We start from the raw sequence: 26656 nt of genomic DNA on the forward strand, positions 1-26656 counted from the left end.
TATCGGGGGTGTTGTGGCGATAATGTCAGCCAAATGCCAGCCACAACCCAACGCCAGCCATTAACGTACCTGCTATACGGTTCATAATGCGCACGTTGCCGCTTTGCATGAGTAAAGAGCGTAAAGTTCTGCCGCCAGAGGCGTAAATCAGTAAGCAGCTAAACTCCAGGGTTAAAATAATTGTAATCAGGCTGGCTAATTGCGTCGCCAACGGCTTAGCGGCATCAATAAAGGGCGGTAACAACGCCACAAAAAAGGCCCAGCCCTTGGGGTTAGCAATGGCGGTAATAAAGCCCTGGGCGATTAATTGAGTCCGAGTGGCTGCCGGACCATCCTCAGCGTTCTTCAGTGCCATCTTGCCTTTGGACAGCCACATCTGAATACCTAAGTAAAACAAATACACCCCGCCGGCATATTTAAATACGGTGAACACCGCCGGGTAATTAAGCAGTAATGCCGCAACGCCGGCTGCCGACAGTGCCGCGACTAAGCCAACGCCGGTGAGTTCGCCCAGCATCATCCATAATGCGCGTTTTACGCCAATGCTCATGCCCAGTGTCATGGCCAGCGTCATACACATTCCCGGTGTCACAGACACAAAGAAAAAAGTCGGTACAAACACAGACAGTAAAGCCCAGCTCATTGAGGGTTTCCGGTTCAATAAATCGAGGCGCGAAATTGCCAGAAAAGTCATTGGCTGGCAACCTTTCTGTTGCGGCAATTATAATTGGATAAACGGGCAATGCGCCGGGTGAGTCAGGCGCATTACCCGCAGTGCTTATTTCTCGCTGGCCGCTTCGGCCTCGGTTTCCTTAGCCTTTTCTTCAGCTTCCTGCTGCTGTTTTAACTCGTCGATAAAAGTTTCGTATTGCGCCTGCATTTGTGCAATATCACGGTCAATATCGGTTTGCCAGGTTTCACCAAAGTCACTGGTGCTGACGATTTGGCCCTGATCGCAAAGGAAATACAGCGTATTACCGGTAGTTAGTTGTGGCAGTAGCGAATGGCAATTGTCTTTGGCCACGCCATGCAGCTGCCAGCTACTGCTGTCATCTGCGTTGCTCAGGGCGGTGGTGGCAATACGGATTTGGCTTTTCTCGCCGCTGGACTTGCGGTTACGACTGAGCGTGATGACTTCATTGTTGTCGGTGAGCACAGGTAAACTTACATCTGCCTTAATGTCGCCAAATAAACTCAGATTGCGGTTGATAGATTGCCAGGTCAGGCCGTCATCAACACTGATCAATTGTGAACCAACTCCGTCCCACTGGCTAACTTCAACGGCCACCAGGGCGCCATTGGCAAGTTGTGCCATAGTGCGCAGTGAGGTGCTTTTGTCGGTCGACCAGCTGTTATCTGCCGGATTGTAGTCGTGACGCTTGTTATCGTTGAAAATGCGCAGTGTGCCTTGTTGGGTAATGGCCGCAAACAGACCACCATTCTGGATAAGCCAGTCGTTAGGATCTTTTTTAACGTAACTACCGACTTTCTGCCAGGGGGTATTTAACTGGTTAAACCGGTATACCTGGTATTGCTTGGCAGAGCTGGTCAGGGCAAAGTAATTATCGGCTGTCTGGCCCATCCAGACAATCGCTTCATCGGCATCTACTGGCTTGGTTAACTGCCATTGTTGCCAGTCGGAAGACACAAACAGCTGGCCTAACTCACCACCCACGGCTACTTTGCCGTCGATCTGCAGCGCAGCGTAGAGCTGTGAATTGGTTGGCAGGTTATGGGTTGTCCAGCTACCGTCTTGCTGGATTGCCAGACGACCAAATTTGGCCGCCAGGGCGCGTTGCTGAGTCGTTGGCAGTACAATGGGGCTGGCCGCCAAAGCGTTTTCAGTTGCCAGTACACTGAGCTTTTCGCGCAGCGGATCCAGTTCATCGGTTTGCCAGCTTTGACTGGTTTTGCCACTAAGCTGTTGCTGAATTTGCGGATACTGTGGCAGTACGATACTGCCTAAATCGGACTCTTCAAATACCCGCGTAACAAAGGCTTTGGATGAAGTGGAAGTGCTCCAGAATGAGCTTTCCTTAATGCTGAGCAAAGGCTGAAACAGTACCGAACCCAGGTCGGTGAGCGTGGTGTCACTAACCGCAAATTCACCGGCGGCTGAGAATACCGGCATGGAAATCCACGATGACATATCGCCACCGTTATAATAGCTGTACAACGTTGAAATCATGTACTCGCCCGGCGGCATGCTGCCGATAAACAGCTGGCTGTCTACCGTTCCCTGATAAACGGGCGTCAACTCATAGATTTCAGGGTCCCAGTCGACCTTATCTTCGTCGATGGTTTTACCTTTCTTTTCGGCTTTCTCTTTGGCCTCGGCGACGGCGGCGGCTTTAATCGCGTCCATGTTATCTGTTCGAACCACAATCACGGCTGTCCAGCCTTTATGTAGCGGCGCGAGCCGCTCGGCATTGTTGATAACCTGTAAGGCAACAACCCCATGAGTGGCGGGTAATGGCTGATTTTTGGCGATGGCGGTGGAGCGAATGTCATATGTGGCGCAACCGCTTAGCATGCTGACTAAAAATGCGGCAACAAGTAAAAAACTACGCATGATTATATCCTGTTGAAATTATAAATCCCTGGGTTATAGCTCAGGCCAATGACCGTAAAGCGACTCTCTATGCGTCATCAAACTGAGCGGTGGCAAGAATATACGGCAAAGTGATTGGTAAAAGCGAGTGAATCTGCATTGCCGCCAGAAAATTTCGTTATGAGCGGGCGAGAGCCAGGGCAGGGCAGACTGCTGAGTAGGATTTTCGGGTTCCTTAAGCTTTCCTTAAGGTTTCGTTTTTACACTGCTCATCAGTTAATCATTAACAGGATTTTAAGATGGGTCGTATTCGAACCTTAGCCGGTGTTATCAGTGTTAGTGCGGGCTCATTATTAGCCAGCGCCAATCCGGCAGTGGCTGCACAACCGGCACCTGAACTGGTGTTAAATTTTGCCAGCAAGCAGGTGAACTTATCGGATTACAAAGGTCAGGTGGTATACCTCGATTTTTGGGCCAGCTGGTGTAAGCCCTGTCAGCGCTCCTTTCCCTGGATGAATGACATGCAGGCCAAATATGGCGAGCAAGGCTTTACCGTTGTTGCCATAAACCTTGATAGTGAGCGCCGGTTAGCTGATGAATTCTTGCGTAAGCTGCCTGCTCACTTTCCGGTCGCTTTCGACCCACAGGGCAACTCTGCCCAAACATACAAGCTCAAAGGCATGCCTACCAGTTATCTGATTGATAAAACGGGGCAATTACGTATTGCCCATCAAGGCTTTCACATTGAGAAACAAGCCAGCTATGAGCAGGAAATTCAGGGCCTGTTGGCCGAATAGGAGTGCAGCATGAAACGAAAATTATTAGCTATTCTGGCCGTCGCGGGCGTTCTTCAGTTAAGCGGTTGTGCCTCTCTGGGTGTGCAGCCCTGGGAACGTGATCTACTGGCTAAAGATGAAATGGCTCTGGGCGCGGAAGGCGTCGATTTAGGCCTTGATGATCACATTTATTTTAGTAAGGAAGCCACCAGTGGTGGGCGTTCATTTGCCGGAGGCGGCTGCGGATGCAACTAAAAAATAAAGGAACAGTGGCGACGGCACTGGCAGGCGCAGCCTGTGCATTATTAGGTTCTCCTGCGGCGCAGGCCGAAGAGGAAATGCTTAAAGACTGGCAGTTTGATACGGCTATTTTATATTACGGAGAAACCGACCGGGTCAGTCTTGCTGAGGGCGTTATTAACGCCACCAAAACCAATGATGACGACAGTATCTTTAACGTTAAACTGGTGCTCGACACCCTTACCGGTGCGTCGGCCAATGGCGCCGTGGCTCAGCCTTACGCGCAAACGTTCTCGCGTCCGTCAGGTAAAGATGGCTACGTAGTGAAAGCCGGAGAAACGCCGCTTGATGATACGTTCCGGGATACCCGCGTACAGGTGTCGAGTTCTTGGATGCAGCCCTTTGCTGATTCGTGGCGTGCAACCGGGGCCGTCAACGTCTCCAACGAGTATGACTACATGTCTCTGGGGCTGAGTGGGCTACTGGAAAAAGATTTATTTATGCGTAACACCACGTTATCTGCAGGCTTGTCGTTCCAGTTTGATTCTATCGACCCGGTCGGTGGTACACCTGGTGCTTTAACCAGCATGCTGACACCTACTTATATTGGTGACGACAACGAGGAAGGTGAAGACGAATTTGAGTGGGATGATGATTACGAAGAAGGGGAAAATAAAACCGGCTCAGAATCTAAAACCACTACCGATTTACTGGTTGGTGTAACCCAGGTGATTAATCGCCGAATGCTAATGCAGTTTAATTACGGCCTGAGTGTGGTCGACGGGTACATGACAGACCCGTATAAATTGCTAAGCGTGGTAGATAACGCCGGTATAACCCAGGATGTGGTGTACGAAGGTCGTCCGGATTCGCGGACCAAACACAGTTTCTTTGTGCAGACCAAATATGCACTGGATAGTGGTGTGGTAGATGTGTCCTACCGGTATGCCACCGATGACTGGGAAATTGATTCACACACCATTGATTCACGCTTTCGCTTTAACTTAGGTGATAACAATTATATTCAGCCCCATTTACGCTACTACCAGCAAAGCGCGGCAGAATTTTATCGCCCTTTCCTTAACCAGGCCGATCCGCTGCCAATGTATGCCAGCGCTGATTATCGGGTTGGAGAAATGACTGCTTATACCCTGGGCTTGAAGTACGGGCATAAAATGGAAAACGGCCATGAATGGGCAGTCCGTGCTGAGTATTATCAGCAGGATCCGAAAAACGCCGGTTTTGACGAGCCGGGCGTGCTGGCCGATTTAGACCTTTACCCCAGTGTCAAAGCCGTTATATTACAGTTTAACTACCATTTCTAAGGCAATCAGACTGTACTAATGGCCGCTAATCAAGCCAACACCGGCAGTGCTGCCTCCACCGCAGAACTGCCGGTATCCATTCAACCGCGGGACGGGTTTATGCTGGGGACCTTCGAGGCAATGGCCAGCCCCTGCGAAATACTTATTGAAACCACCGATAGTGAACTGGCCCGACGCATTACCCGGATGGCCTGTAATGAAGCGAAGCGGATCGAGCACAAGTACAGCCGTTACCGGCCAGACAGTGTGATAAGCGCAATCAATAACAGTCAGGGACAGCCGGTCAATATTGATCAGGAAACCTTGCGGTTATTAAGCTTCGCCAATACCTGTTACCAGCTCAGTGAGGGCATGTTTGATATTACCTCGGGTGTGTTAGGTAAGGTCTGGCATTTCGACGGCTCTGATCGTTTGCCCGATAAAGCCGACATTGACGCAGTGTTATCGCTGATTGGCTGGCACCGAGTTGCCCTTAGTCCACAAACAGTGACTCTGCCTGCGGGCATGCAGTTGGATGTTGGCGGCATTGGTAAAGAGTATGCGGTGGATTGTGTGGCCGCGTTAGTGTCTGAGCAGGTGCCTGAGGTATCGGTTGTGGTTAACTTTGGTGGTGACATTCAGGTCAGCCGTCGCCGGCTTAACGACCAGCCCTGGTATATCGGCATTGAAAATCCACTGAAGGAAGAACAGGGCGAAACTCTGGTTAAAATTTATCAGGGCGGACTGGCCACCAGTGGCGATGCACGTCGATATCTTCTGCATAACGGCAAGCGCTACAGTCATATTCTAAATCCTAACACCGGTTACCCTATTGAACTGCCGCCCCGCTCAGTAACTGTGGCTGCTGAATCCTGTACCCAGGCTGGCTTGCTGGCTACGCTGGCTATGTTACAGGGACAAAATGCGGAAGGCTTTTTAACCGAGCAGGGCTTAACCCACTGGGTGTATCGCTAAAAAGAAAGGAGCGCGAAGCTCCTTTCAGTGTACTTAGATTTGGCCGGTGCTTACTTAGCGTGCAGAGGACACATACACGATGATGGGGTCATCTGAGTTGCTGGTTTGCGCCAGGTCATTTATTGTTACCGATGGCTTGGCTTTATTGCCATAAGCGCTGCGGTTGTTAAGGTAAACAAACGTATCCTGGGCCTGGTATTTATGCGCGAATTTCGCCACCGACATATCGTTACAGGAAATGCGGTTGATATTCTTTCGCACGGCATCGCCCATTCCCATCCGGAACAGTCGACCTTTCATAGTCTCTAAGTCGTTGTTAACTGCGCTAACGCAAAGTTTCGTTTCCGGGCTATTGTCGGCTGCGACAAACTGATAGTCCTGTGCCTTGATCTGGCTGGAAACAGATAGCGCGGCTATCACTCCAGCTAATTTGAAGTAGTTCATTATTTATCTCCAACATAAAAAAAATTCCAATCTAGGATAGGCACCTTCGCATCCTGTTTTATGTTGTTACATCGATAGGCAAAGTTAATGCGTAAGGTACTCACCAGAGCAACTCCTTTTGCTTCTTTAGACTATAGTTGTAAAAATATTGTAAATAAAGTGTTTAGTGGCAGATAACCGGCCACTCGTCTGATAGGAGCGGATACCGCATTAAAAACGGGGGAAATTTAACCGATTCGAAAGGGTTATCTTGTACTAATTGATTACAAGAATAAAAACATTTAAGCAAGATACTTACACAAACAAATTTTGCTTCGAGAGTCTGGAGCGCGGTATATTCATAAAGAAATAGCGCTAAAATTAAATGCTAAAGATAAATTCCCCAAAAGAGAAATGATAGCTCACGAGAAAAAACGTTCAGCACTTTTAATACCGCGCCATTGTATGGGAATGTTTGTAATAAGAACTACTGCTATTAGAAGCCCCGCGGAAAGAATAATTTGAGTATTGCCTTTTCTATCCGGGTAAGATTAAAGCGAGCATAATCAGATACACACTCAGAAAATAGGTAAATACTCGTCCAGATACATAATATCGTTAAACTCAGGAGTGTAAAAGAATAGCGATAGCCTATCGACCCAAGGGGAGAAATATTCTCTGCCTTGAATTTTCATGAAAATCCTTTTTTATATAGTATATCGAGTAAAATACTCATGAGAAGCTTACTGCGATAATATCATCATAGAACCGTTAAACAGATGAACAAAGAGAATTAGTCATAACTGAGGTAGTCAAAACTTCTGGAAGTTCACTAATCATAAGTATTGGTTATCTGTTAGTTCGGTGAAGCCTGAAAAATGATCGACGTAGATGGTGTTGATTGTTTGACCATGTTTCTCTGTTTAAATCCTGCTAGGGAAAATAGCCCGCTTTCCGCCTGCGCAAATTGAGCAAGCCAGCAGTGCTCAGCAGACTATTCGAGTGGCCATTGAGAAAGCCAGCGGACGTCAGGTAGCTTGCCTTGACTGCTTTAGTGACTAGTTTGCGGGGCGGCCGTAGATTTGCTCAGCGCGGTTGAATAACACCCAGGACGTTAAAATGTACTTATGTTCACTTACTGGTACCTGACCACGATGGGTGTGAGTAAAATAAGCTGGCGCTATTACCATCCGCCCGGCCCTGGGCTGAATGGATTTATCCTGATAGTAAAAATCGGTACTGCCGCCTTCCCGGACATCGTTAAGATAAAACATAAACAGCAATATGCGATGCAGGGGCTCATTGTGCGGTACCTGAGGAAAGACTTCAGAGTGCCAGTAGGGATATCCGCCATGGCCTTTTTCGTATCGCTGGGCGTTGATTTCGCCTGTGCGAAAAAGGTGGCGCATCAAACCGGGTAGCGCGGGTATCCCTATCTCTGCAAAGTTTTCGGCAGTCAGTTTAACCGGCTGGCCGGTTTGTGGATCGGGCAGGGTCAGCCCCAGCGGACCAACGATGGCAAAGTAGTATTTTTTCAGGTAATCGTGGACGGCACTGGCAACGGTTTGCATTACCTGCGCTTTCATGGGGGCAAATTCACTGGCCTGACTGAACGAGATATCCAGTGAGCGCTTTTTATCGGTATCGACTCCACCGCCAGTGCGACCAGGTTGTAAGTGCTTACTACTATCAAAGGCTTCGATAATCTGCTGGCATGTTTCAGGTGCTAAGGCATTGTCGATGACTTCAATAAAATCTGTACTCACGCCTGTTCCTCCGGGGGCAGTAAATGCGTTGTAAGACCTGCTTTGAGGTTGTCAGGTAGCGGTTCGGACTTACCGGTCTGGTAATTAAAGTAGACCTGCACAGACGTGCCGGAAGCACAGCGTTTGCCGTTCTGCCAGACCTCCTGATAGGTCTCAAATGAACTGTTACCAACACGCTTGATCCAGGTTTTTAGCTGTACAGGTGTGCCATAAAAAATCTGCGCGTAAAAATCCACGCTGTAATTGGCCAGTATCAGTGACCAGGTGTCCATGGAAAGCTCTGGCATAACAATCTGGTACAAAGGTGTTCGGGCTTCCTCGAACCATACTACCAGTACGGTATTGCCAATATGACCGGCGCCGTCGGTTTCACTCAGGCGCGGGTGTAAGTCCATTTCAAACATGCTTCACCTATTTCAGCATGGGTTTTAAGAACCGCCCGGTATGGGAGACATCACTGTTGGCCACTTCTTCCGGCGTGCCTTCAGCAATAATCTGACCGCCTCCGGAACCGCCTTCCGGCCCCAGGTCAACAATGTAATCAGCGGTCTTGATGACATCCAGGTTATGCTCAATGACCACTACGGTATTGCCGTGATCCCGCAGGCGATGCAACACGGCCAGTAGCTGTTTAATGTCATGGAAGTGCAGGCCGGTAGTCGGCTCATCCAGAATATACAGGGTCTGGCCGGTATCCCGTTTCGAGAGCTCTTTAGCCAGTTTGACCCGCTGTGCTTCACCGCCCGATAGGGTGGTGGCTGACTGGCCGAGGCGCACATAAGACAATCCAACATCCATCAGGGTTTGCAGTTTGCGGGCAATGGCCGGAATAGCGTCGAAGAAATGCCGGGCATCTTCAATGGTCATTTCCAGCACTTCATGGATATTTTTGTCTTTAAATTTAATTTCCAGGGTTTCGCGGTTATAGCGCTTGCCCTTACACACATCGCACGGTACATACACGTCGGGTAAAAAGTGCATTTCTACCTTAATTACACCATCGCCCTGACAGGCTTCACAACGTCCGCCTTTCACGTTAAAGCTGAAGCGACCTGGCTTATAGCCCCGAGAGCGTGCTTCCTGAGTACCAGAGAAAATCTCCCGAATCGGGGTGAAAATGCCCGCATAGGTTGCCGGGTTAGAGCGCGGTGTGCGGCCAATGGGTGACTGGTCGATATCCACTACCTTATCGAGCAGCTCCAGGCCTTTCATTGATTTATACGGCGCAGGTTCGCTGGTGGTAGCTTTATTTAACTCGCGCTGGGCTATCTTATAAAACGTATCGTTGACCAGGGTCGACTTACCAGAGCCTGATACACCGGTGATACAGGTCATAACGCCAGTTGGTACCCGCAGCGTTACGTCTTTAAGGTTGTTGCCGGTAGCGCCGGCAAGTTCCAGCCACTGCTCGTCCTTGGCCGGATTTCGCACTGCCGGGATGTCTATTTTCTCTTTGCCGGATAAATATTTACCGGTAAGCGATTTATCGTTATTTACGATGTCCTCAAGGCTGCCCTGAGCAATGATCTCGCCACCATGAACACCGGCACCGGGGCCAATATCAATAATGAAGTCGGCATCGCGGATGGCATCTTCGTCGTGTTCTACCACCAGTACGGTATTACCCAGATCGCGCAGGTGGGTCAGGGTTTTCAGCAGCCGTTCGTTATCGCGCTGGTGCAGGCCAATAGACGGCTCATCCAGTACGTACATAACACCTACCAGGCCCGCACCAATCTGACTGGCCAGACGTATACGCTGGGCTTCACCACCGGATAAGGTTTCTGCACTGCGTGAGAGGCTAAGGTAGTTGAGCCCGACATTCACCAGAAAGCGCAGGCGATCGAGAATTTCTTTGAGTATCTTATCGGCAATTTGTGCACGCTGGCCGGAGAGCTCAAGATTTTCAAAAAAATCAAATGCACCGGCAATCGACATGTCGGCCACAGTAGGCAGGTTAGTCTGACCAATAAAAACATGCCGGGCCTCGGTACGTAAACGGGTGCCGCCACAGCTATTACAGGGCTGCTGACTGAGGAATTTAGACAGTTCCTCGCGCACCGTATTCGACTCGGTCTCGCGATAGCGACGCTCCATGTTAGGAATGATCCCTTCAAACGGATGCTTGCGTTCCATGATATCGCCGCGGTCGTTTATGTAGCGGAAATTGATGGATTTTCCCTTCGAGCCATACAACACGATGTCGCGAAATTCTTTGCTTAACTCGCCAAAAGGCGCTGTGAGACTGAATTCATAATGATCGGCCACGGCCTGGAGCATCTGGAAATAGTAATAACTGCGTTTATCCCATCCGCGAATAGCGCCGCCCGACAGACTAAGTTCATCATTTACCACAACTTTGAAAGGGTCAAAGAATTGCTTGGTACCCAAACCATCGCAGGTACCACAAGCACCAGCCGGGTTGTTAAACGAGAACATGCGAGGTTCAAGTTCGCTAATACTGTAGCCGCAGTGGGGGCAGGCAAAATTTGCCGAAAACACAATTTCCGGCTCGCTGGCGTCATCCATATAGGCGACTTTAGCGTTACCGTTGGCCAGCTGGAGCGCCGTTTCGAATGATTCAGCCAGACGCAACTGCAAATCATCGCGAACTTTAAAGCGGTCAATGACCACTTCAATGGTATGTTTTTTATGTAAATCCAGTTCGGGGGGATCCGACAAGTCACACACTTCGCCATCGATACGGGCGCGGATATAACCCTGAGCAGCCAGTGACTGCAGGGTTTTAACGTGTTCACCTTTACGATCCTGCACGATAGGAGCAAGCAGCATAAGCTTGGTGCCTTCAGGCATTGCCAGCACCTTGTCGACCATTTGCGAGATAGTCTGGGCGTCCAGCGGTACATCGTGATCCGGACAGCGTGGCGTCCCCACTCTGGCGAACATCAAACGCAGGTAATCGTAAATTTCAGTGATGGTGCCCACCGTTGAACGGGGGTTGTGCGAGGTGGATTTCTGTTCAATCGAAATCGCCGGCGATAAACCCTCAATGTGGTCTACATCGGGCTTTTCCATCATCGATAAAAACTGGCGTGCATAGGCAGATAAAGATTCTACATAACGACGCTGACCTTCAGCGTAGAGCGTATCAAATGCCAGAGAAGATTTACCCGAACCCGATAAACCGGTGATCACCACCAGTTTGTCGCGGGGAATGGTGATATCGATGTTTTTGAGATTGTGCGTGCGAGCACCGCGAACTTCTATTTTATCCATTCGAACCAGTTCAGAATACAAAAGAAACAGTATGCCATATACCCGTGTCACGGGTATATGGCTATGAAGGTATGAATATGGTCTATCAGGCGTTTAAGATCAGTGAGCCCCCAAGCATTAGCACTATCGGGCGAATTTTGTACAATGCATAACTGGCTCTAGGGACAGGCGGCCAAGTTATGCTACAATTCGCGCCCGTTTTAACCCCCCATAACAGAGAAGAAAGTACCTTGAACGCCATTGAAGTCCGAGCCGCATTAACGCTTGCCGCTGTTTACGTACTGAGAATGCTAGGGTTATTTATGGTCATGCCGGTGCTGGCTGTGGCTGCAACAGAATTCAGTGATTACTCTGTGATGTTGGTGGGGGTAGCCATTGGCGGGTATGGTTTAACTCAGGCGGCACTGCAAATTCCCATGGGCATGCTTTCCGATAAATGGGGACGCAAGCCGGTCATTTTACTCGGGCTTTCCGTGTTCGCTCTGGGCAGCATCATCGCGGCTATGGCCGATTCAATGATGTGGCTGATCGCCGGGCGAATTTTACAGGGCGCGGGCGCTATCGCCGGCGCTATTATGGCACTGGCGACGGACGTTACGAGGGAGCAACAGCGCGCCAAAGTGATGGCGATTATTGGCATTGCTATCGGTTTTTCGTTTTATATTGCGGTGGTGATAGGGCCCTTGATTGCTGAAAGCTGGGGCCTGGCCGGTGTGTTCTGGGTAACAGGTATTCTGGCGTTATGTTGTTTACCACTGGTGAAATGGGCCGTGCCTGACAGCCCTAAACAATTTAACGCCGACACGCTACCCCGCGTTGATCAGGTGTGGCAGTTGTTTACCTCGCGGGATTTATGGCGCTTAAATGTCAGTGTCATGCTGTTGCACATGATGATCACCTTATTGTTTGTGCAAGTGCCATCCACGTTGGTAACACTGGGCATGCCGCTGGACAATCACTGGACCCTCTACCTGCCGGTATTACTGATTTCGGTATTTTTACTGGCCATGATGATGCGAAGCAGTCGTGGTCGCACACCGCGCTCCATGCTAATTGCCGCTGTAGTAATGCTCGGCAGTGCCTTTGCATTACTGCCCTCTGCCGGGCAAAGCTGGTGGCTAATGGGCGCCGGACTGCTGATATTTTTTACTGGCTTTAACTATCTTGAAGCGAATTTTCCAGCGTTATTATCCACTATCGCTCCGGCTGGACAGAAGGGCACCGCGATGGGGATCTACGCCAGCTTTCAGTTTTTTGGGGCTTTTCTGGGCGGTATTCTTTCTGGTGTCGTAACCGAACAGGCGGGCCCGACATCGGCCTATTACACCGGTGCGGTGATTGCCGTGATCTGGTGTGTGATTGTGGCGGGCATTCGGGCCGGAGAAAAACTCAAGCGTGTGGCGCTGGCAGTGCCGGATACAACTCAGCCGGCAGCCACTCAGCTGACACAACTGGCCGGACTAAAAGGCGTGGTGGATTATGTTTATGATGCCAGTCAGAATCAACTGTACCTGAAGGTCGATGGCGAGTTTGACGAGCTCAATGCGAGGGCGCTGATAAGGCAGTGGGGCTAAGCCACTGCCTGGTATGCCACTGATATAGGGTGACTAATTAGCGGGCGCAGGCCGAACATGAAATACGCCCACTTCGGCATTGGTGACTTCTACTTCCGTGCCGGCAGCAATGGCGGTATCGCATTGTACTGACCAGGTGATACCCGAGTACTTATGGGTGCCGGGTGCATCGGGAGCGATAGCTTCATTAAGGCGAAAGCGTAAGCCATTAAAATCACCGTTCACGGTTTTCTTCTCAACCTGTTGCTGCATTTGTTTAAGCGGTTTATACAACACCAGTGCTATGAGAGCGGTTAACACCGCGCAGCTGAAAAAAGCGTTGATATACGTAGCTTCCAGTGCGCCGGTGTAAAAAATAGCCGCGGTGATTAGCGCTGCTAAGCCGACAAAAAACAATACAAAGGTGGCAAAACCCAGTACCGCTACTTCAATAATTAACAACAGTAAACCGGTAACGGCCAGTACTGTGGTGACATTTGCATATATCCAGTCCATAGCGTTTAGTCTTTGTTGTTCATTTTATTAATGATAGCCATCGCCTGGGTAACCAGGCTGGCAGCTTCAGTATTACCATCGGGTAGCAACACAATGGAAGACTCTTTGGCAATCGCCTGTTTGGCTTCAATAGCTTTGGTGGCAAGGTCGAGCTGAATGGCTTTCTGGCCTTCTTCAGTATCGGCGGCTTCACCCACTTTTCGCAGTGCTTCGGCCTGGGCTGCCGCTACCGCCAGAATCGCCTGGGCCTCACCTTCGGCTTTGAGTACCTGTTCGGCTTTATCGGCTTCTGCAGCCAGTACCACTGACTGTTTAGCACCTTCAGCACGGTTAATAGCGGCCTGACGATCACCCTCTGACTCGAGGATTTGAGCCCGTTTCACCCGCTCAGCTTTCATCTGTGCTTCCATGGCTTCCATCACTGAGTTAGGCGGCACGATGTCTTTAATTTCATAACGCAGTACCTGTATGCCCCAGGGACCACTGGCATCGTTAATGGAGGTGACGATATTGGTATTTAACTGGTCGCGTTCTTCGAACGTTTTATCCAGTTCCATCTTACCGAGTTCTGAACGCATAGTCGTTTGCGCAAGTTGGGTGACGGCAAATACGTAATTATCCACACCATAGGTGGCTTTATACGGGTCCAGTACGCGGAAATACAGCACACCGTCGACGTGAAGTGAAATGTTGTCTTTGGTAATGGCGCTTTGTTCGGGGACATCAACCGCTTGCTCTTTCAGTGAGCGGTCGGCAGCAATTCGATCGATAAAGGGCACAATAAAGTTCAGGCCAGCCTCTTTAGTTGACTGGTATTTGCCAAAACGTTCAACCAAATAAGCGCGGTTCTGGGGAACAAACTTGATGGATGATTTAAGTAAAATCACCACCAGGACAAGAATAAACAGTTGTGGAGTGAGAATATAGTCCAGTAATACTTCCATGATTTACAGCCTCTATCTATTTTGACTTATGGAGCTTAACCCAATCGAGGCAAGCTGGGTACTGGCTAATTGTATCAAGGCGTAACAACCGTGCTTTGGTTCAGGCGTCCTTGACCTGTAGCAGGTCCCATTTATTGCCGTATAGATCTTCAAAAATCGCCACGGTGCCGTAGTCCTCATCCCTTGGACTTTCGACAAATTCTACGCCCTGGCTTTGCATAAATTCGTAATCACGCCAAAAATCGTTGGTTTGCAGGACGAAGAGTACCTGGTCGCCGGCCTGATTGCCGACGGCAATTTTATCCATTCTTGAGCGGGCCAGGTTGAGCATGATGCCCGTGGTGGACAATCCGGGAGGATGCAGTAATACCCAGCGTAAACCGTCTTTATGTTTTTCGTTAGCGATGAGCGTAAAATTGAGCACCCCGGTAAAATATGTGATAGCTTCATCGTAGTCATCAACCAGAATGCCAACAGCATTCAGGCTTTGTATGCGATCTGTCATAACAATGTGCTCCGAAACGTAACAGGCCCATAATAACGTGACAGATTTACCCCAATATAACCAGACTTAGCCCTGAAAATGTGTTCATAAGCAGGGATTTGTTAATGATTAGTGTATTGAGGCTTCTTTTTTTTAACTTATAGGTTGTGTTAGACCACCAGTTCAATTTATTATTTATAATATAATAGTAATAAAGGGTCTTTACACTCATGTCAGTATCAACTCAAGTCGCTGCTAATGCTATTCGTATGCTCGCAGTGGAAGCAATTCAAAAAGCCAAGTCTGGTCATCCCGGTGCGCCTATGGGTATGGCAGACATTGCTACCGTACTGTGGCAGCAATTCTTGCAGCATAACCCGGCCAATCCTAACTGGGCTAACCGTGACCGCTTTGTATTGTCTAACGGCCATGCATCCATGCTGCAGTATGCTCTTCTGCACCTGAGCGGCTATGACCTGCCCATTGAAGAACTTAAACAGTTCCGTCAGTTACATTCAAAAACGCCGGGTCACCCTGAGTATGGTTACACCGTAGGTGTGGAAACAACGACCGGCCCACTGGGCGCAGGTGTTGCTAACGCCGTGGGTATGGCTATTGCCGAGAAGACTCTGGCCGGGCAATTCAACCGTGATGATTTCGATATCGTTAATCATTTCACCTATTGCTTCCTGGGCGACGGCTGTCTGATGGAGGGGATTTCTCACGAAGCCTGTTCACTGGCCGGCACTCTGAAGCTGGGCAAACTGATTGCCTTCTGGGATGACAACGGTATTTCTATCGACGGCCATGTAGAAGGCTGGTTTACCGACAACACGCCGATGCGTTTTGAGTCTTATGGCTGGCACGTTATCAAAGGCGTTGACGGTCACGATGAAGCCGCTCTGCAGGCTGCCATTGAAGAAGCGCAGTCGGTTACCGACAAACCAACGCTGATCTGCTGTAAAACCGTGATTGGCTTTGGTTCACCAAACAAATCAGGCAGTCACGACTGCCACGGCGCGCCGCTGGGCGACGATGAAATTGCCGAGGTGCGTAAGCAACTTAACTGGTCGCACGGCCCGTTTGAAGTGCCGGAAGATATCTACGCTAAGTGGAATGCCAAAGAAAAAGGCACTTCCGCTGAGCAACAGTGGGACGCTAAGTTTGCTGAATATGCGGCTGCTTACCCGCAACTGGCAGCTGAGTTTGAACGCCGCGTCATTAAGCAGCAGGTGCCTGCTGAACTGAACGATAAGGCTGATACTTATATTCGTCAGTGCCAGGCTGAAATGAAAGACATGGCAACCCGTAAAGCTTCGCAAAACGCGATTGGCTTTTTCGCTGGACAGCTGCCTGAAATTATTGGCGGCAGTGCTGATCTGGCCGGTTCAAACCTGACTCTGTGGCCACAAGCAAAAGGTATTCAGGACGATGCGGCCGGGAACTACGTGTTTTACGGCGTGCGCGAGTTTGGCATGAGCGCCATTATGAATGGTATTGCGCTGCACGGTGGCTTTATTCCGTTTGGTGCAACCTTCCTGATGTTTATGGAGTATGCCCGTAACGCCGTGCGCATGGCGTCGCTGATGAAGGCCAAGTCGATTTTTGTTTATACCCATGACTCTATTGGTCAGGGTGAAGACGGTCCGACTCACCAACCTATTGAACAGCTGGCTAACCTGCGGTTAACTCCCAACCTGACTACCTGGCGTCCCTGTGATGCGGTTGAAGCGGCTGAGTCATGGCGTCAGGCGCTCACCAAAGAAGCCGGTCCAAGTGCGTTGGTGTTTACCCGTCAGGGCACCAAAACCATGGCCCGTAGCGAAAGTCAGTTAGCCGATATGGCCAAAGGCGGTTATGTACTGAAAGACTGCGCTGGCACCCCTCAACTGGTGCTGATTGCGACGGGGTCTGAAGTGTCGCTGGCCGTTGATGCCGCCGCTAAGCTTGCTGAGAACGGCGTGGCAGTGCGAGTGGTTTCGATGCCAAGTACGGAACAGTTTGATGATCAGGATGCGGCGTATAAGCAGTCTGTGTTGCCCACCGGTGTGCCTAAACTGGCAATTGAAGCGGCCCACACTGACTTCTGGTACAAGTACGTAGGTACCGACGGTGATGTGGTAGGTATGCAAACCTTCGGTGAGTCAGCCCCGGGCGGCGTACTACTGGAACACTTCGGTTTCACAGTAGAAAACGTCGTATCCAAAGCAACCGCACTGCTCAAGTAGAAACCAGTCATCCCGGCCTCCGAGCCGGGACCATCAAACCATCTGGCTACTTCAAAAAGAAGTCCGTCATCCCGGCCCCCGAGCCGGGATCTCCGGAACAGGCTGGCTAATTCATACAGTCTGCTTTTTTAATCAATACCTCTATGCACGGAGATCCCGGATATTTGCTGCGCAAATTCCGGGATGACGGGGAAGGTTGTTTGTAGCGTTTATGACAAACGGGCAATACCTATTAGTTCATCCCAGTCGTAGAACCGGGACCACCAAGTTGTCAGGCTAATTCAAAAGAAGTCCGTCATCCGGCCTCCGAGCCGGTATCTCCCGATAGCGCCTAATAAACTTAGACAACCTTTTCAGGAGATCCCCGCTCAAAAGCGTGCGGGGATGACGTAGGAGGTGTGTGCGGGGATGACGTAGGAGGTGTGTGCGGGGATGACGTAGTAGGTGTGTGCAGGGATGACGTAGGATGCGTCTGCCTGATGATGGGTAGACGTGAACACGGTCGCGTTAGCGCTTTTTAGCTTTTTATTTGGTTCTTTGTATCGCGAAATACTGTTACCGGGCAGAACAAGTAAAAGCGTAGAGACATCATGGATGATGGCTCCGGTCAGGAGGGCAGGACGCCCTCTCTGACCGATAGGTTTTACCTGCCCGGTGACAGTATGCACCTTCGAGATTAAAGAACTGGAAGGTTTCCAAAGGGGAGCCACCTCCCCTTTGGGTGCAGTCGGCACCCCGACAAGATGTGGAGACTGCTAGCAGTATCAATCAGTATTTTTATAATGAGTAAACCTGTTTAGGAGCTCCCGGATTGTTTATTGGAAACTTCCGATGTGTAGCCCCAGAGCAGTGCTCTCCCGATAGCGCCTAATAAACTTAGACAATCTTTTCAGGAGATCCCCGCTCAAAAGCGTGCGGGGATGACGGAGGATGTAGCCGCGGGGATTACGGAAGAGGTGTCTGCGGAGATGACGTAAGGGGTGTTTATTTTTTAATCACATTCAACTGATGCATATCAATGTTAACTACCGTCAATACCGCTACAGTTGTACCCCTGCCTTAACTTTGTTATATCTAAAAGAGACCCTGCAACCAAAATAAAAACAATAAGTTCAGCGTTGCCTTTAGAAAAGTTTTCTAACTTAATTTTCAACCGTTCACGGAGGAAAAGGCAATGGCCATTTCTGTCGAAACCTTAGCGAAATACGGCATCAACGATGCCTCAGAAATTATTTATAACCCCAGTTACGAGCAATTATTTGCCGAGGAAACCCGTGATGATCTAACCGGTTATGAGCGTGGTGTGGTTACCGAATCCGGTGCCGTGGCAGTGAGCACCGGTGTTTTCACCGGTCGCTCACCGAAAGACAAATACATTGTTGAAGACGAAGTCAGTAAAGAGCATATGTGGTGGGACAGCAAAGCTGCCCGTAACGATAACAAACCCATCAGCCCGGAAGTTTGGGCCGACCTCAAAGCCCTGGTAGGTACACAGTTATCCGGCAAGCGTTTGTTTGTGGTTGATACATTTTGCGGTGCCAATGAAAGCTCTCGTTTGAAAGTCCGGTTTGTTATGGAAGTAGCCTGGCAGGCGCATTTCGTTAAAAACATGTTTATCCGGCCGACAGAAGAAGAACTGGCGAATTTTGGTGAACCGGATTTTGTTGTCCTTAACGGCTCAAAAACCAGTAACCCTAAATGGCAGGAACACGGCATGAACTCGGAAGTGTTTACCGTGTTTAACATGACCGAAAAAATGCAGGTAATTGGTGGTACCTGGTACGGCGGCGAAATGAAGAAAGGGATGTTCGCCATGATGAACTATTACCTGCCGCTGAACAATATGGCGTCTATGCATTGCTCTGCCAACATGGGCGAAGATGGCGACGTGGCAATTTTCTTTGGCTTGTCCGGCACCGGCAAAACAACGCTGTCTACCGATCCTCACCGCCGTTTAATTGGTGATGATGAGCACGGCTGGGATGAAAACGGCGTATTCAATTTTGAGGGTGGCTGTTACGCCAAAACCATCAATTTGGATCCTGAAAGCGAGCCTGACATCTATCACGCCATTCGCCGCGATGCGCTGCTGGAGAATGTGACCGTTGATGATAACGGGGTAGTGGATTACGACGATAATTCCGTTACCGAAAACACCCGTGTGTCTTATCCCATTAACCATATTGAAAATATTGTTAAGCCTGTTTCAAAAGGCGGCCATGCTAAAAAAGTGATTTTCTTAACCGCGGATGCGTTTGGCGTTTTACCGCCGGTGTCAAAGCTTGACCCGGCGCAAACTCAGTATCACTTCCTGTCTGGATTCACCGCTAAACTGGCGGGCACTGAGCGTGGTATTACTGAGCCAACCCCCACTTTCTCTGCGTGTTTTGGTAAGGCTTTCTTAACCCTTCACCCAACCAAGTATGGCGAAGAGCTAGTGGCCAAAATGGATGCCGTAGGCGCTCAGGCTTATCTGGTGAATACCGGCTGGAACGGCACGGGTAAACGGATTTCCATCAAAGATACCCGCGCTATTATCGACCGGATTCTGGACGGTTCTATTGAAGAGGCGGAGTGTCATACATTGCCTATTTTCAATCTGCAGGTACCTTCAGCATTACCGGGAGTTGACCCGGATATTCTGGATCCTCGCGATACTTATGAGAGTGCGGATGAGTGGTTCGAGAAGGCTACCAAACTGGCTGAACTGTTCATTGATAACTTTGAGCAGTTTGCGGTTAACGATAAAGGTCGGGCGCTGGTGAAAGCTGGTCCGCAGCTTGAAGCCGTTGCCGAACAGGCGTAAGCCAATGAATGAAGTAAAAGGCCGCTGATTAAGCGGCCTTTTGTTTTTTAGTACTGCCAGTTTACCGACAACATATAGTTACGCGGCGCGCCGTAATACCCTTGCTCCCAGTAGAGCGACTTCAGGTATTTTTCGTCAGTCACATTATTCACGTTAGCAATAATGGTAATACTGTCGTTAACCGTGTAACTGGCCATCATGTTCACCAGGGCGTAGGCATCCTGTTCAATCACGATGTCCTGACCGGCGTTAGCATAGGCTGCAGGCACCTGACCCACGTTACGCGAGGTAGCTTCCTGCCAGCGAACAGACGTACCGACTTTCAGTGCCGGTAATGTCTCAAACTGATAGGTGGCATTAATATTTACCAGTTTTTCCGGCGTGTAATCGGCAACAAGCTGGTCGCCATCGAGATCGAAAATGGTCAGGCCCAGGCTGGTTTGCAGGCCAGGCAGAATTTCACCGGCCAGGTCGACTTCCCAGCCTTTTGAGCTCAACCCGTCAGCCTCTCGGTATACCTGCTCTTCCACCCCGGATACCGGATTGGCGGCAAAGCCGTCGGCGACTGCCACATTGACCTGATCAATATCGAAATACGCCACGGTAAGCAGGGCATTACCGTCCATTAATGACGCTTTTACGCCTAACTCTTTTGATTCACCGGTAATCGGATCCAGGCGGTTAAAATTGGCATCCCGTTCGGTTTGCGGGGTAAATACCTCGGTGTAGCTGAAGTAGGTATTGATGTCGTCATTAATGGCGTAAACCAAACCACCGTAGGGAACAAACGCGTTTTCATCAAGCGTCTCGTCGATGCCATAAGAGGTACCGGAAACTTCAACCTGGTTAAAGCGCCCACCGGCTAACAGTGAAAGACTGTCAGTCAGCGCAAAGTTACCGCCAAAATAGAATGCGGTTTGTTCTTCCTCAACGTCACTGCCCGTGGCACCGTCGGTAAATTCCGGGTAGGGCGTGTTACCGGTCCATTCTTCCATAGCGGGCAGCAGCGGAAAGCCGTTACCGGTATGGAAGTCATAAAGCGAAACATCGGTATAAGCCACCTTGGCGTAGCTGGCCCCCATCATGACCTGATGCGATTGACCAAAGGCGTCGAAATTACCGTTCACATAGACATCGGCGTAATCATGCTCGTCATCCAGCGTGTATTCGCTGCCATAGCCAATCAAACCCAGGCCGGTGTCCGGATCGAGTAAGGTAACGCCGGTCTCCGGATCGCGTGACACATACGTATAGAACAACTGAGTATCTTCGTCGGTTTCAATGTGCGTGTAATCCGCTTTCAGTGACCAGCCTTCGGCCAGTTCCTGCTCAAGAAAGGCAAAATAGCGGGTATCGGTAACATCCCACTGCGACCAGTCAGCAGACGTACTGGTACTGGTGTCGAAATTGGTCGGAGTGCCATCGGCATAATACAGAGTAAGTGCGCCCCACATGTTGCCCTTGGCATCGCTGGTTTGCTGGCTTGCCCCCAGGGTTAGCTGAGTAGTATCCGTGAGGGCCGCACTCAGCACCCCGTACACCACCGTTTTATCTAATTCGTAGCGATCCAGATAGGATTCTTTATCTTCTTTAACCACCACCACGCGGGCGCCTACGGAGTCTGATAAAGGTGCCGAGGCATCAATGTCGAGGCGCTTTGCATTCCAGCTACCCAACTGGGCGCGGGCTGATATCTGAGTGTTCTCGGTGGGCTTTTTGCGCACGTAGTTGATGGTAGCAGAAGGGCTGCCAGTACCGGTCATCAAGCCGTTTGCGCCACGCAAAACCTCAACTCTTTCGTAAATGGCGGTGTCGATGTCGCCGTGCACGTTGCCGCTTAATACGGGTAACCCCAGACCGTCGACCTGAAAATTGGTTACGTCGAAGCCACGTGCCGTGAAGTAAGTCCGGTCGGTTTCGACTTCTTCCACGTTCAGGCCGGTCACGGTATCGAGTACCGCATTAATGTTATTTAACGCGAAATCATCAATCATTTCCTCGCCAATCACGCTGATTGACTGCGGTAAGTCTTTAATGTCGAGGTCCAGCCGCGACAGGCTATCGGCTTGCTTATACAAGTAATTGTTTAAACGCTCGCCACTAACTGTGAGCTTTTCAATATCCTCATCGTCTGGCACCGCGTTTGCGTTGGCAACGCCGGCTGGCAGAGCGATAGCAGTAAACAGGGCAAGACTGATCGCGTTATACTTCATTACTAATCCTAATCTAAATGATAATAGTTATCATTATTATATTCATGAGTTGGCATTATGCAACCATCTCATTGAGAAAATCCTGCAGAGGATTAAACGCGTGATGATGTGGCCTGTGTTTTTCTGGTATTTCCTCGGCCGCCCAAAATGAAATCTCTGTTGGCCTGGCCGATATAAAAAACTACGGCGACGACTTTATTGGTATTGAATACAAGCGCTATTTGTCTGATGTACCGGTGAGCGGACAGCCCTTTCTTATTTCGCCTTACCTGAATAAAACCAACAGTGTTTTTGTCCGTTATTTTGGTGACAGTGCTGTCGACCGGTATGAACTCGGTGGCGAGTGGTTCGTTGACGATAAATGGGTGATCAATTCAAAACTACGCTATGGTGACTTTGACCGCAGCGTGTCTTTTCGTGAAAGATACCTGTACGCCGACTTTGACGCTGGCTACTTCGTTACACCCGAATGGCAGGTGGGCGGTGGGGTAATTTATGAGTATGCCGATGACAGGGTTTACGGTACTCACCGTTCTGCAAACGAAACCACGGCCCGGGTATTTGGTCGCTATACAAACATCACCGCAGGCAGTGGCTGGGATATTAATATGGAGATGATGTTAAATGATTTGGCCAGGGTTGAGCTTGATGCCCGTTATTTCTTTAATCAGCGCTTTAGCGCAGGGCTTTCCTACCTCGCTGAGACAGACAATGATAGCAACGCGTATCCTCGGGACGATATTGCAGAACTAACCGTGGATTACTGGTTTACGCCAGGCTGGCCGATTCAGGCGGGTGCCGGTGCTTACACGTCGGGCGGGATGGCCAGCATAACGCTGGCGACCAGCGTGCGATTCTAGTTAAATAGTGCGTGCGTATCTGCCCGAACAGATGCGCAGCGCTTATTACAGCTTATTGCAGGTTTTGTACATTTATCACGCGGTTGGGAAACAAAGAAGAAGCCATCACTAAAGACATGGCAAAGCCCGGCCCTTCATTGTCGAGTATGCCGGTTGGCAGGTAGTAAAACTGCTGCCCTTCAGCTCCGTACAGTGCGGCATCAATAATCTGCCATTTACCCTTATACCAGACTTCAGTCCAGGCATGACCAAACGCATCGGCTGACTCCGCGTAAGCCGTGATCACCGTGCCAAGGGTTAACCGGGCGGGTAGCCCTAACCCTCTGGCCAGTGCGGTGGTCAGGGTCGCAAATTCAGTACAGTCGCCAGAACGTTGGGTTGCCACGGTCGACGCCAGATTGAAACCATGAATATAGGTCGGCTCACTAATGTACTCACTCACATAGGCGGTGATCGCTTCCAGCTTGTCGGTATCCGTCCGGGTTTTGGTAAACCCGTCAATAAATGCCTGAGTTGCCGGTTCGTCGGTATCAATCACAAAACTGGGCTGCGCATAATTTGCCTGCACCAATCCGGTAAACCGTGGCTGATGATCTAGTGCAACCGCCACGGTGTTATCATTCAGCTGTTCTGTGGTCACACCGCTGTAATTACTCAGATATTTTACCAGCGAAGCGGGTTGGCGGGTCTCTACCTCCAGATAAATGGCGTTCGTTAAGGCGCCGGACTGGCCATCACTCATGGTCAGCGGTATCTCAGCCAGTGAGGGTACTGACTGTGCACTAACGTTTAACGAAAACGTCAGTGCCAGGGTGGTAAGGAGTTTGCTCATGGCATTACCGGCTGGCCTTTGCTGTACACTTTTTCAAGTATCAGCACGGCACCACCCTGGGCAATGGAACCTTTTTCAAAGGAACCATTTTCTGTGGCCAGGTATTTAAGGGTGAGCGGACCCAGGTCAAACTGTAAATTGGCGTCTGGCAATTCGTCGATTTTGGTAAAGGTAACCGGTAAGGCTGAGGTTGGGTCGGCATCCGAAAGCCAGATGTGATAATCGGCAGATGGTGCATCGCTGGCCAGTAGTAGTGCCGTTTCAGTGTAATTACCGAAACTCGACAATAACCAGCTGTTGTATTCCAGAGTCGCGCTGACTTCTTTACCCTGCATTTGGCCTGTTACCTGCCAGGCATCTTCGGCAGAACTGATAGCGAACTGTGAAGCCAGCTGGCCATTTTCAATGGTATATTCCCGAGCGTTAATAAGTGAGCCATCGGGGCGGCTCCATTCCAGTGTTTGCGAATCTGAGCGTGATACCGCTACCTGGTCCACCGGGGTGATCATGGCATCGCGCAACACGGTAGCAATATCGCCGTCCTGATCAATGGTGTGCTTTTCCTGAGAGTAACCCACCGGAATGCCATTAATGGTCATGCGGTAGGTGGCCTCATAGAGTTCAGGTTGCTGATCATTGGCGGTAAATGCCTGGACAAAGCTCGAGAATACGTCGAAGAAAGCTTGTTGATAGCCCATTTCGTTATGCACGCATATTTGCAGACTTTGCTCGGTCTGGCCTGACAGGCCTTTCAAAACGCCGGCGACTTTTTCACCGCCTTCACCTAAGTTGTAAAGCGTGTCTAACTGCAAATATGGCGTGTCGCCAACCATGCCCATATCCAGGCCCAGCGTGAAACGCCCGGATAAGGCTTTTCCGTTAATCTGCTCTGCGCCGCCAAGGCTGTGTTCAACAATGGCATGCAGGGAGTTGGCTGCGCCATCAAATTCTAAAAAGGCATAACATTCCACCGGTGAATCAGAGCCGATATCCATGGTGTAATACCATACGTCGGTGCTACCGCTATCCTGTAACACGGGTTTGCCTTTTACCTGGGCATCAACGTTCAACCGTTCGATTACCATTTTTCCGCTGGTTTCGACACTGGTTTCTCTGGCCATGGATTGTTGGAACCAGTCAGGAAAATCGGCCAGGTTAATCAGGTATTCGGCATTGGCGCTGGCTGATAACGTGGCGGGGAACAGAAAAAGGGCGGCAGACTTTAATAACTTCATAAAGCTCATTCCTTGTTAATGATGGGACATCCTAAAACGAAATTAACATACTCATTTATTGATGGTTTGACCACCTTATTTTTGCGCAGACCCGCGGAGGTTCATCATTGGATTGCGGGAGCTCGTCGCTTGTGGCCTGTATTGTGCGGATTTCGCTATATACTGAAAGCCAATAAAACGAGTGATTTGTGGAGAAATTATGCGCCCTGGATTGGGAATTAAATGCTTGTTACTGTTTTGCGGGGCACTGATAACGTCGGCCTATGCTGAGGCTGAGAAAACCGTAATTGAAGCGCCGCAGGCGTTTATCTCAAACCACACCGGTCAGTTTAATGGCCAGAAAATCACTTACCAGGCAACGGCAGGTGAAACGTATTTGCGTGATTTGCAAGGTGAGCCTAAAGCCAGCATATTTTCATTTGCTTACACCCGCGATAAAGCAAAAGCCGCCAACCGACCTGTGACCTTTGTGTGGAACGGTGGACCAGGCTCTGCATCGGTATGGCTGCATATGAGCGGGTTGGGTCCGGCCTATGCCGAGGTCCCGTCGGATGCCACTCATCCGGGCTTACCGCCCTATTTACCTAAACACTCGGCCAACTCGGTGCTGGATGTGACTGATCTGGTGTTTATTGACCCCGTTGGTACGGGGTTTTCCAGGGCGCTTGGTAAACATGACGGCAAAGCATTTTGGGGGTTAAAAGAAGATGCCCGGTCGATGGCTGAATTTATTCGCACCTGGATGACCGAGAATAACCGTTGGGGCTCGCCTATCTTTATACTCGGTGAGAGCTATGGCACCACACGAGCTGCCTATGTGGCCAATATTCTGCAAAAGGATATGAAGATCAGTATTAACGGGCTGGTGTTTGTTTCACAAGCGCTGGACTATCAGGGGTCATCGCCGTATATCCCTGACAATATCATCTCTTACGTGACTTATGTACCCACCATGGCGGCGGCCGCGTTATACCACGGTAAAGTGAACCCGGCACCCAAAAATAAACAGGCCTTTTTAGAAAACGCGCGGCAGTTTGCCAGCAACGAATTATTGCCAGGCCTGTTTGCGGGCAACCGTTTGAAACCAGAGCAAAGAAGTCATCTGGCAAAGCGCCTGGCTTACTTTACCGGCCTGAGTCTGGATTACGTTGAGCGGGCCGATTTGCGCATCAGCGCCCGTCGTTTTGCTAAAGAAATCCTGCGTGCAGAAAGTAAAACCGTGGGCTTACTGGATGCCCGCTATCTCGGTGATGAGCGTGATGATGTGGATGACAGAACCAAACGGGACGCGGCATCAGACAATATTTCGGCAGCCTTCAACAGTGCGCTGCAGGTGTATATGCGCAACTCACTTAACGTGAACTGGGAGCGTCAGTACTTATCACCTGCGGATCCAAACCTAAACCGCAACTGGCGTTATCGAACCAGTAAAGAGGGGACCTCCTGGGAGCCGTCTTACGTTAATACGGCGGGGCAGTTGTCGGAGGCGTTGCGGATTAATCCACAGCTGGATGTGCTGGTGGCATCGGGATATTACGATTTGGTGACGCCATTCTTTGACGCCGAGTATACCCTTAACCGGCATGCCATTAATGCCGGGCAAATCTGGTATACGTATTACGAAGGCGGGCACATGATGTATGTAAACAGTGCGGCCAAAACGGCGTTATTTAGCGATATTCGTAGCTTTATTGAAGGCCATACACCCACTAA

At 50.0% G+C, this 26656-nt stretch carries 21 protein-coding genes; 9 read left to right on the forward strand and 12 right to left on the reverse strand.

Features of this window, described 5'->3' with window-relative positions:
• Positions 1–25: 25 nt before the first annotated feature.
• Together AC27IB_RS18325 and AC27IB_RS18330 are read right to left on the reverse strand one after the other, a co-directional pair.
• Complete coding sequence (locus AC27IB_RS18325) at positions 26–643, reverse strand: LysE family translocator (protein ID WP_296045544.1); 618 nt, start codon at positions 641–643, stop codon at positions 26–28.
• A 135-nt stretch (positions 644–778) separates the two neighbouring features.
• Complete coding sequence (locus tag AC27IB_RS18330; protein ID WP_487122744.1) at positions 779–2572, reverse strand: hypothetical protein; 1794 nt, start codon at positions 2570–2572, stop codon at positions 779–781.
• Positions 2573–2850: 278 nt separating this feature from the next.
• On the opposite strand from AC27IB_RS18330, the gene AC27IB_RS18335 reads away from it, so the two are divergent.
• The 4 genes from AC27IB_RS18335 to AC27IB_RS18350 are packed head-to-tail and all read left to right on the forward strand — an operon-like array spanning position 2851 to position 5846.
• On the forward strand, positions 2851–3348 hold the full coding sequence (locus tag AC27IB_RS18335) for a TlpA disulfide reductase family protein (RefSeq protein WP_487122746.1): 498 nt from the start codon (positions 2851–2853) through the stop codon (positions 3346–3348).
• A 9-nt stretch (positions 3349–3357) separates the two neighbouring features.
• Positions 3358–3582 (forward strand): DUF4266 domain-containing protein, encoded by a 225-nt coding sequence (locus AC27IB_RS18340; protein ID WP_296045533.1) that lies wholly within the window; start codon positions 3358–3360, stop codon positions 3580–3582.
• Positions 3573–4892, forward strand: coding sequence for a DUF3570 domain-containing protein (locus tag AC27IB_RS18345; protein ID WP_487122748.1), 1320 nt, complete (start codon positions 3573–3575; stop codon positions 4890–4892). Before AC27IB_RS18340 ends, AC27IB_RS18345 begins: the two co-directional genes overlap by 10 nt.
• 18 nt (positions 4893–4910) lie before the next feature.
• Positions 4911–5846: an FAD:protein FMN transferase gene (locus AC27IB_RS18350; RefSeq protein ID WP_487122750.1), complete on the forward strand. Its 936-nt coding sequence runs from the start codon at positions 4911–4913 to the stop codon at positions 5844–5846.
• Positions 5847–5900: 54 nt separating this feature from the next.
• On the opposite strand, the gene AC27IB_RS18355 is transcribed toward AC27IB_RS18350, so the two are convergent.
• From AC27IB_RS18355 to uvrA, 4 genes are all read right to left on the reverse strand, one after another.
• The gene (locus AC27IB_RS18355) at positions 5901–6290 is read right to left on the reverse strand and encodes a DUF3718 domain-containing protein (protein ID WP_296045527.1); all 390 of its coding nucleotides are present in this window, start codon (positions 6288–6290) and stop codon (positions 5901–5903) included.
• 1037 nt (positions 6291–7327) lie between these two features.
• The gene (locus AC27IB_RS18360; RefSeq protein WP_487122752.1) at positions 7328–8035 is read right to left on the reverse strand and encodes a 2OG-Fe(II) oxygenase; all 708 of its coding nucleotides are present in this window, start codon (positions 8033–8035) and stop codon (positions 7328–7330) included.
• Positions 8032–8439, reverse strand: coding sequence for an acyl-CoA thioesterase (locus AC27IB_RS18365; RefSeq protein WP_487122754.1), 408 nt, complete (start codon positions 8437–8439; stop codon positions 8032–8034). The genes AC27IB_RS18360 and AC27IB_RS18365 overlap by 4 nt, the downstream gene beginning before the upstream one ends.
• Before the next feature lie 7 nt (positions 8440–8446).
• Complete coding sequence (uvrA, locus tag AC27IB_RS18370) at positions 8447–11272, reverse strand: excinuclease ABC subunit UvrA (RefSeq protein WP_296045517.1); 2826 nt, start codon at positions 11270–11272, stop codon at positions 8447–8449.
• 230 nt (positions 11273–11502) lie between these two features.
• On the opposite strand from uvrA, the gene AC27IB_RS18375 reads away from it, so the two are divergent.
• A complete protein-coding gene (locus AC27IB_RS18375; protein WP_487122770.1) occupies positions 11503–12846 on the forward strand; it encodes an MFS transporter in 1344 nt (447 codons plus the stop codon).
• A gap of 33 nt (positions 12847–12879) precedes the next feature.
• On the opposite strand, the gene AC27IB_RS18380 is transcribed toward AC27IB_RS18375, so the two are convergent.
• The 3 genes from AC27IB_RS18380 to AC27IB_RS18390 all read right to left on the reverse strand — a co-directional run bounded on the left by AC27IB_RS18380 (position 12880) and on the right by AC27IB_RS18390 (position 14790).
• A complete protein-coding gene (locus tag AC27IB_RS18380) occupies positions 12880–13341 on the reverse strand; it encodes an NfeD family protein (RefSeq protein ID WP_487122756.1) in 462 nt (153 codons plus the stop codon).
• A 5-nt stretch (positions 13342–13346) separates the two neighbouring features.
• Positions 13347–14285, reverse strand: coding sequence for an SPFH domain-containing protein (locus tag AC27IB_RS18385; RefSeq protein WP_296045507.1), 939 nt, complete (start codon positions 14283–14285; stop codon positions 13347–13349).
• A 100-nt stretch (positions 14286–14385) separates the two neighbouring features.
• Positions 14386–14790, reverse strand: a complete 405-nt coding sequence (locus AC27IB_RS18390) for a VOC family protein (protein WP_487122758.1) — start codon at positions 14788–14790, stop codon at positions 14386–14388.
• Between the two features lie 209 nt (positions 14791–14999).
• Here AC27IB_RS18390 and tkt point away from each other — a divergent pair, with 209 nt between their 5' ends.
• Together tkt and pckA are read left to right on the forward strand one after the other, a co-directional pair.
• On the forward strand, positions 15000–16997 hold the full coding sequence (tkt, locus tag AC27IB_RS18395) for a transketolase (protein WP_487122760.1): 1998 nt from the start codon (positions 15000–15002) through the stop codon (positions 16995–16997).
• Between the two features lie 1174 nt (positions 16998–18171).
• Positions 18172–19803, forward strand: a complete 1632-nt coding sequence (pckA, locus tag AC27IB_RS18400; protein WP_487122762.1) for a phosphoenolpyruvate carboxykinase (ATP) — start codon at positions 18172–18174, stop codon at positions 19801–19803.
• A 47-nt stretch (positions 19804–19850) separates the two neighbouring features.
• Here pckA and AC27IB_RS18405 read toward each other — a convergent pair whose 3' ends face one another.
• Positions 19851–22016: a TonB-dependent siderophore receptor gene (locus tag AC27IB_RS18405; protein WP_296045498.1), complete on the reverse strand. Its 2166-nt coding sequence runs from the start codon at positions 22014–22016 to the stop codon at positions 19851–19853.
• A 221-nt stretch (positions 22017–22237) separates the two neighbouring features.
• Between AC27IB_RS18405 and AC27IB_RS18410 the strand changes: the two genes are divergently transcribed.
• The gene (locus AC27IB_RS18410; protein ID WP_367269648.1) at positions 22238–22876 is read left to right on the forward strand and encodes a porin family protein; all 639 of its coding nucleotides are present in this window, start codon (positions 22238–22240) and stop codon (positions 22874–22876) included.
• Positions 22877–22928: 52 nt separating this feature from the next.
• Here the strand turns inward: AC27IB_RS18410 and AC27IB_RS18415 are convergent, their stop codons facing one another.
• Together AC27IB_RS18415 and AC27IB_RS18420 are read right to left on the reverse strand one after the other, a co-directional pair.
• Positions 22929–23708 carry a transglutaminase-like domain-containing protein gene (locus AC27IB_RS18415; RefSeq protein ID WP_296045496.1) on the reverse strand — a complete coding sequence of 260 codons (780 nt, stop codon included), beginning with the start codon at positions 23706–23708 and terminating at the stop codon, positions 22929–22931.
• Positions 23705–24943 (reverse strand): hypothetical protein, encoded by a 1239-nt coding sequence (locus tag AC27IB_RS18420; protein ID WP_296045492.1) that lies wholly within the window; start codon positions 24941–24943, stop codon positions 23705–23707. Before AC27IB_RS18420 ends, AC27IB_RS18415 begins: the two co-directional genes overlap by 4 nt.
• 199 nt (positions 24944–25142) lie before the next feature.
• Between AC27IB_RS18420 and AC27IB_RS18425 the strand changes: the two genes are divergently transcribed.
• Positions 25143–26656, forward strand: a 1514-nt coding sequence (locus tag AC27IB_RS18425) for a S10 family peptidase (protein WP_487122765.1), incomplete at its 3' end; no start/stop codon positions are given.

The sequence above is a fragment of the Alteromonas sp. 4NH20-0104 genome, assembly GCF_057547795.1.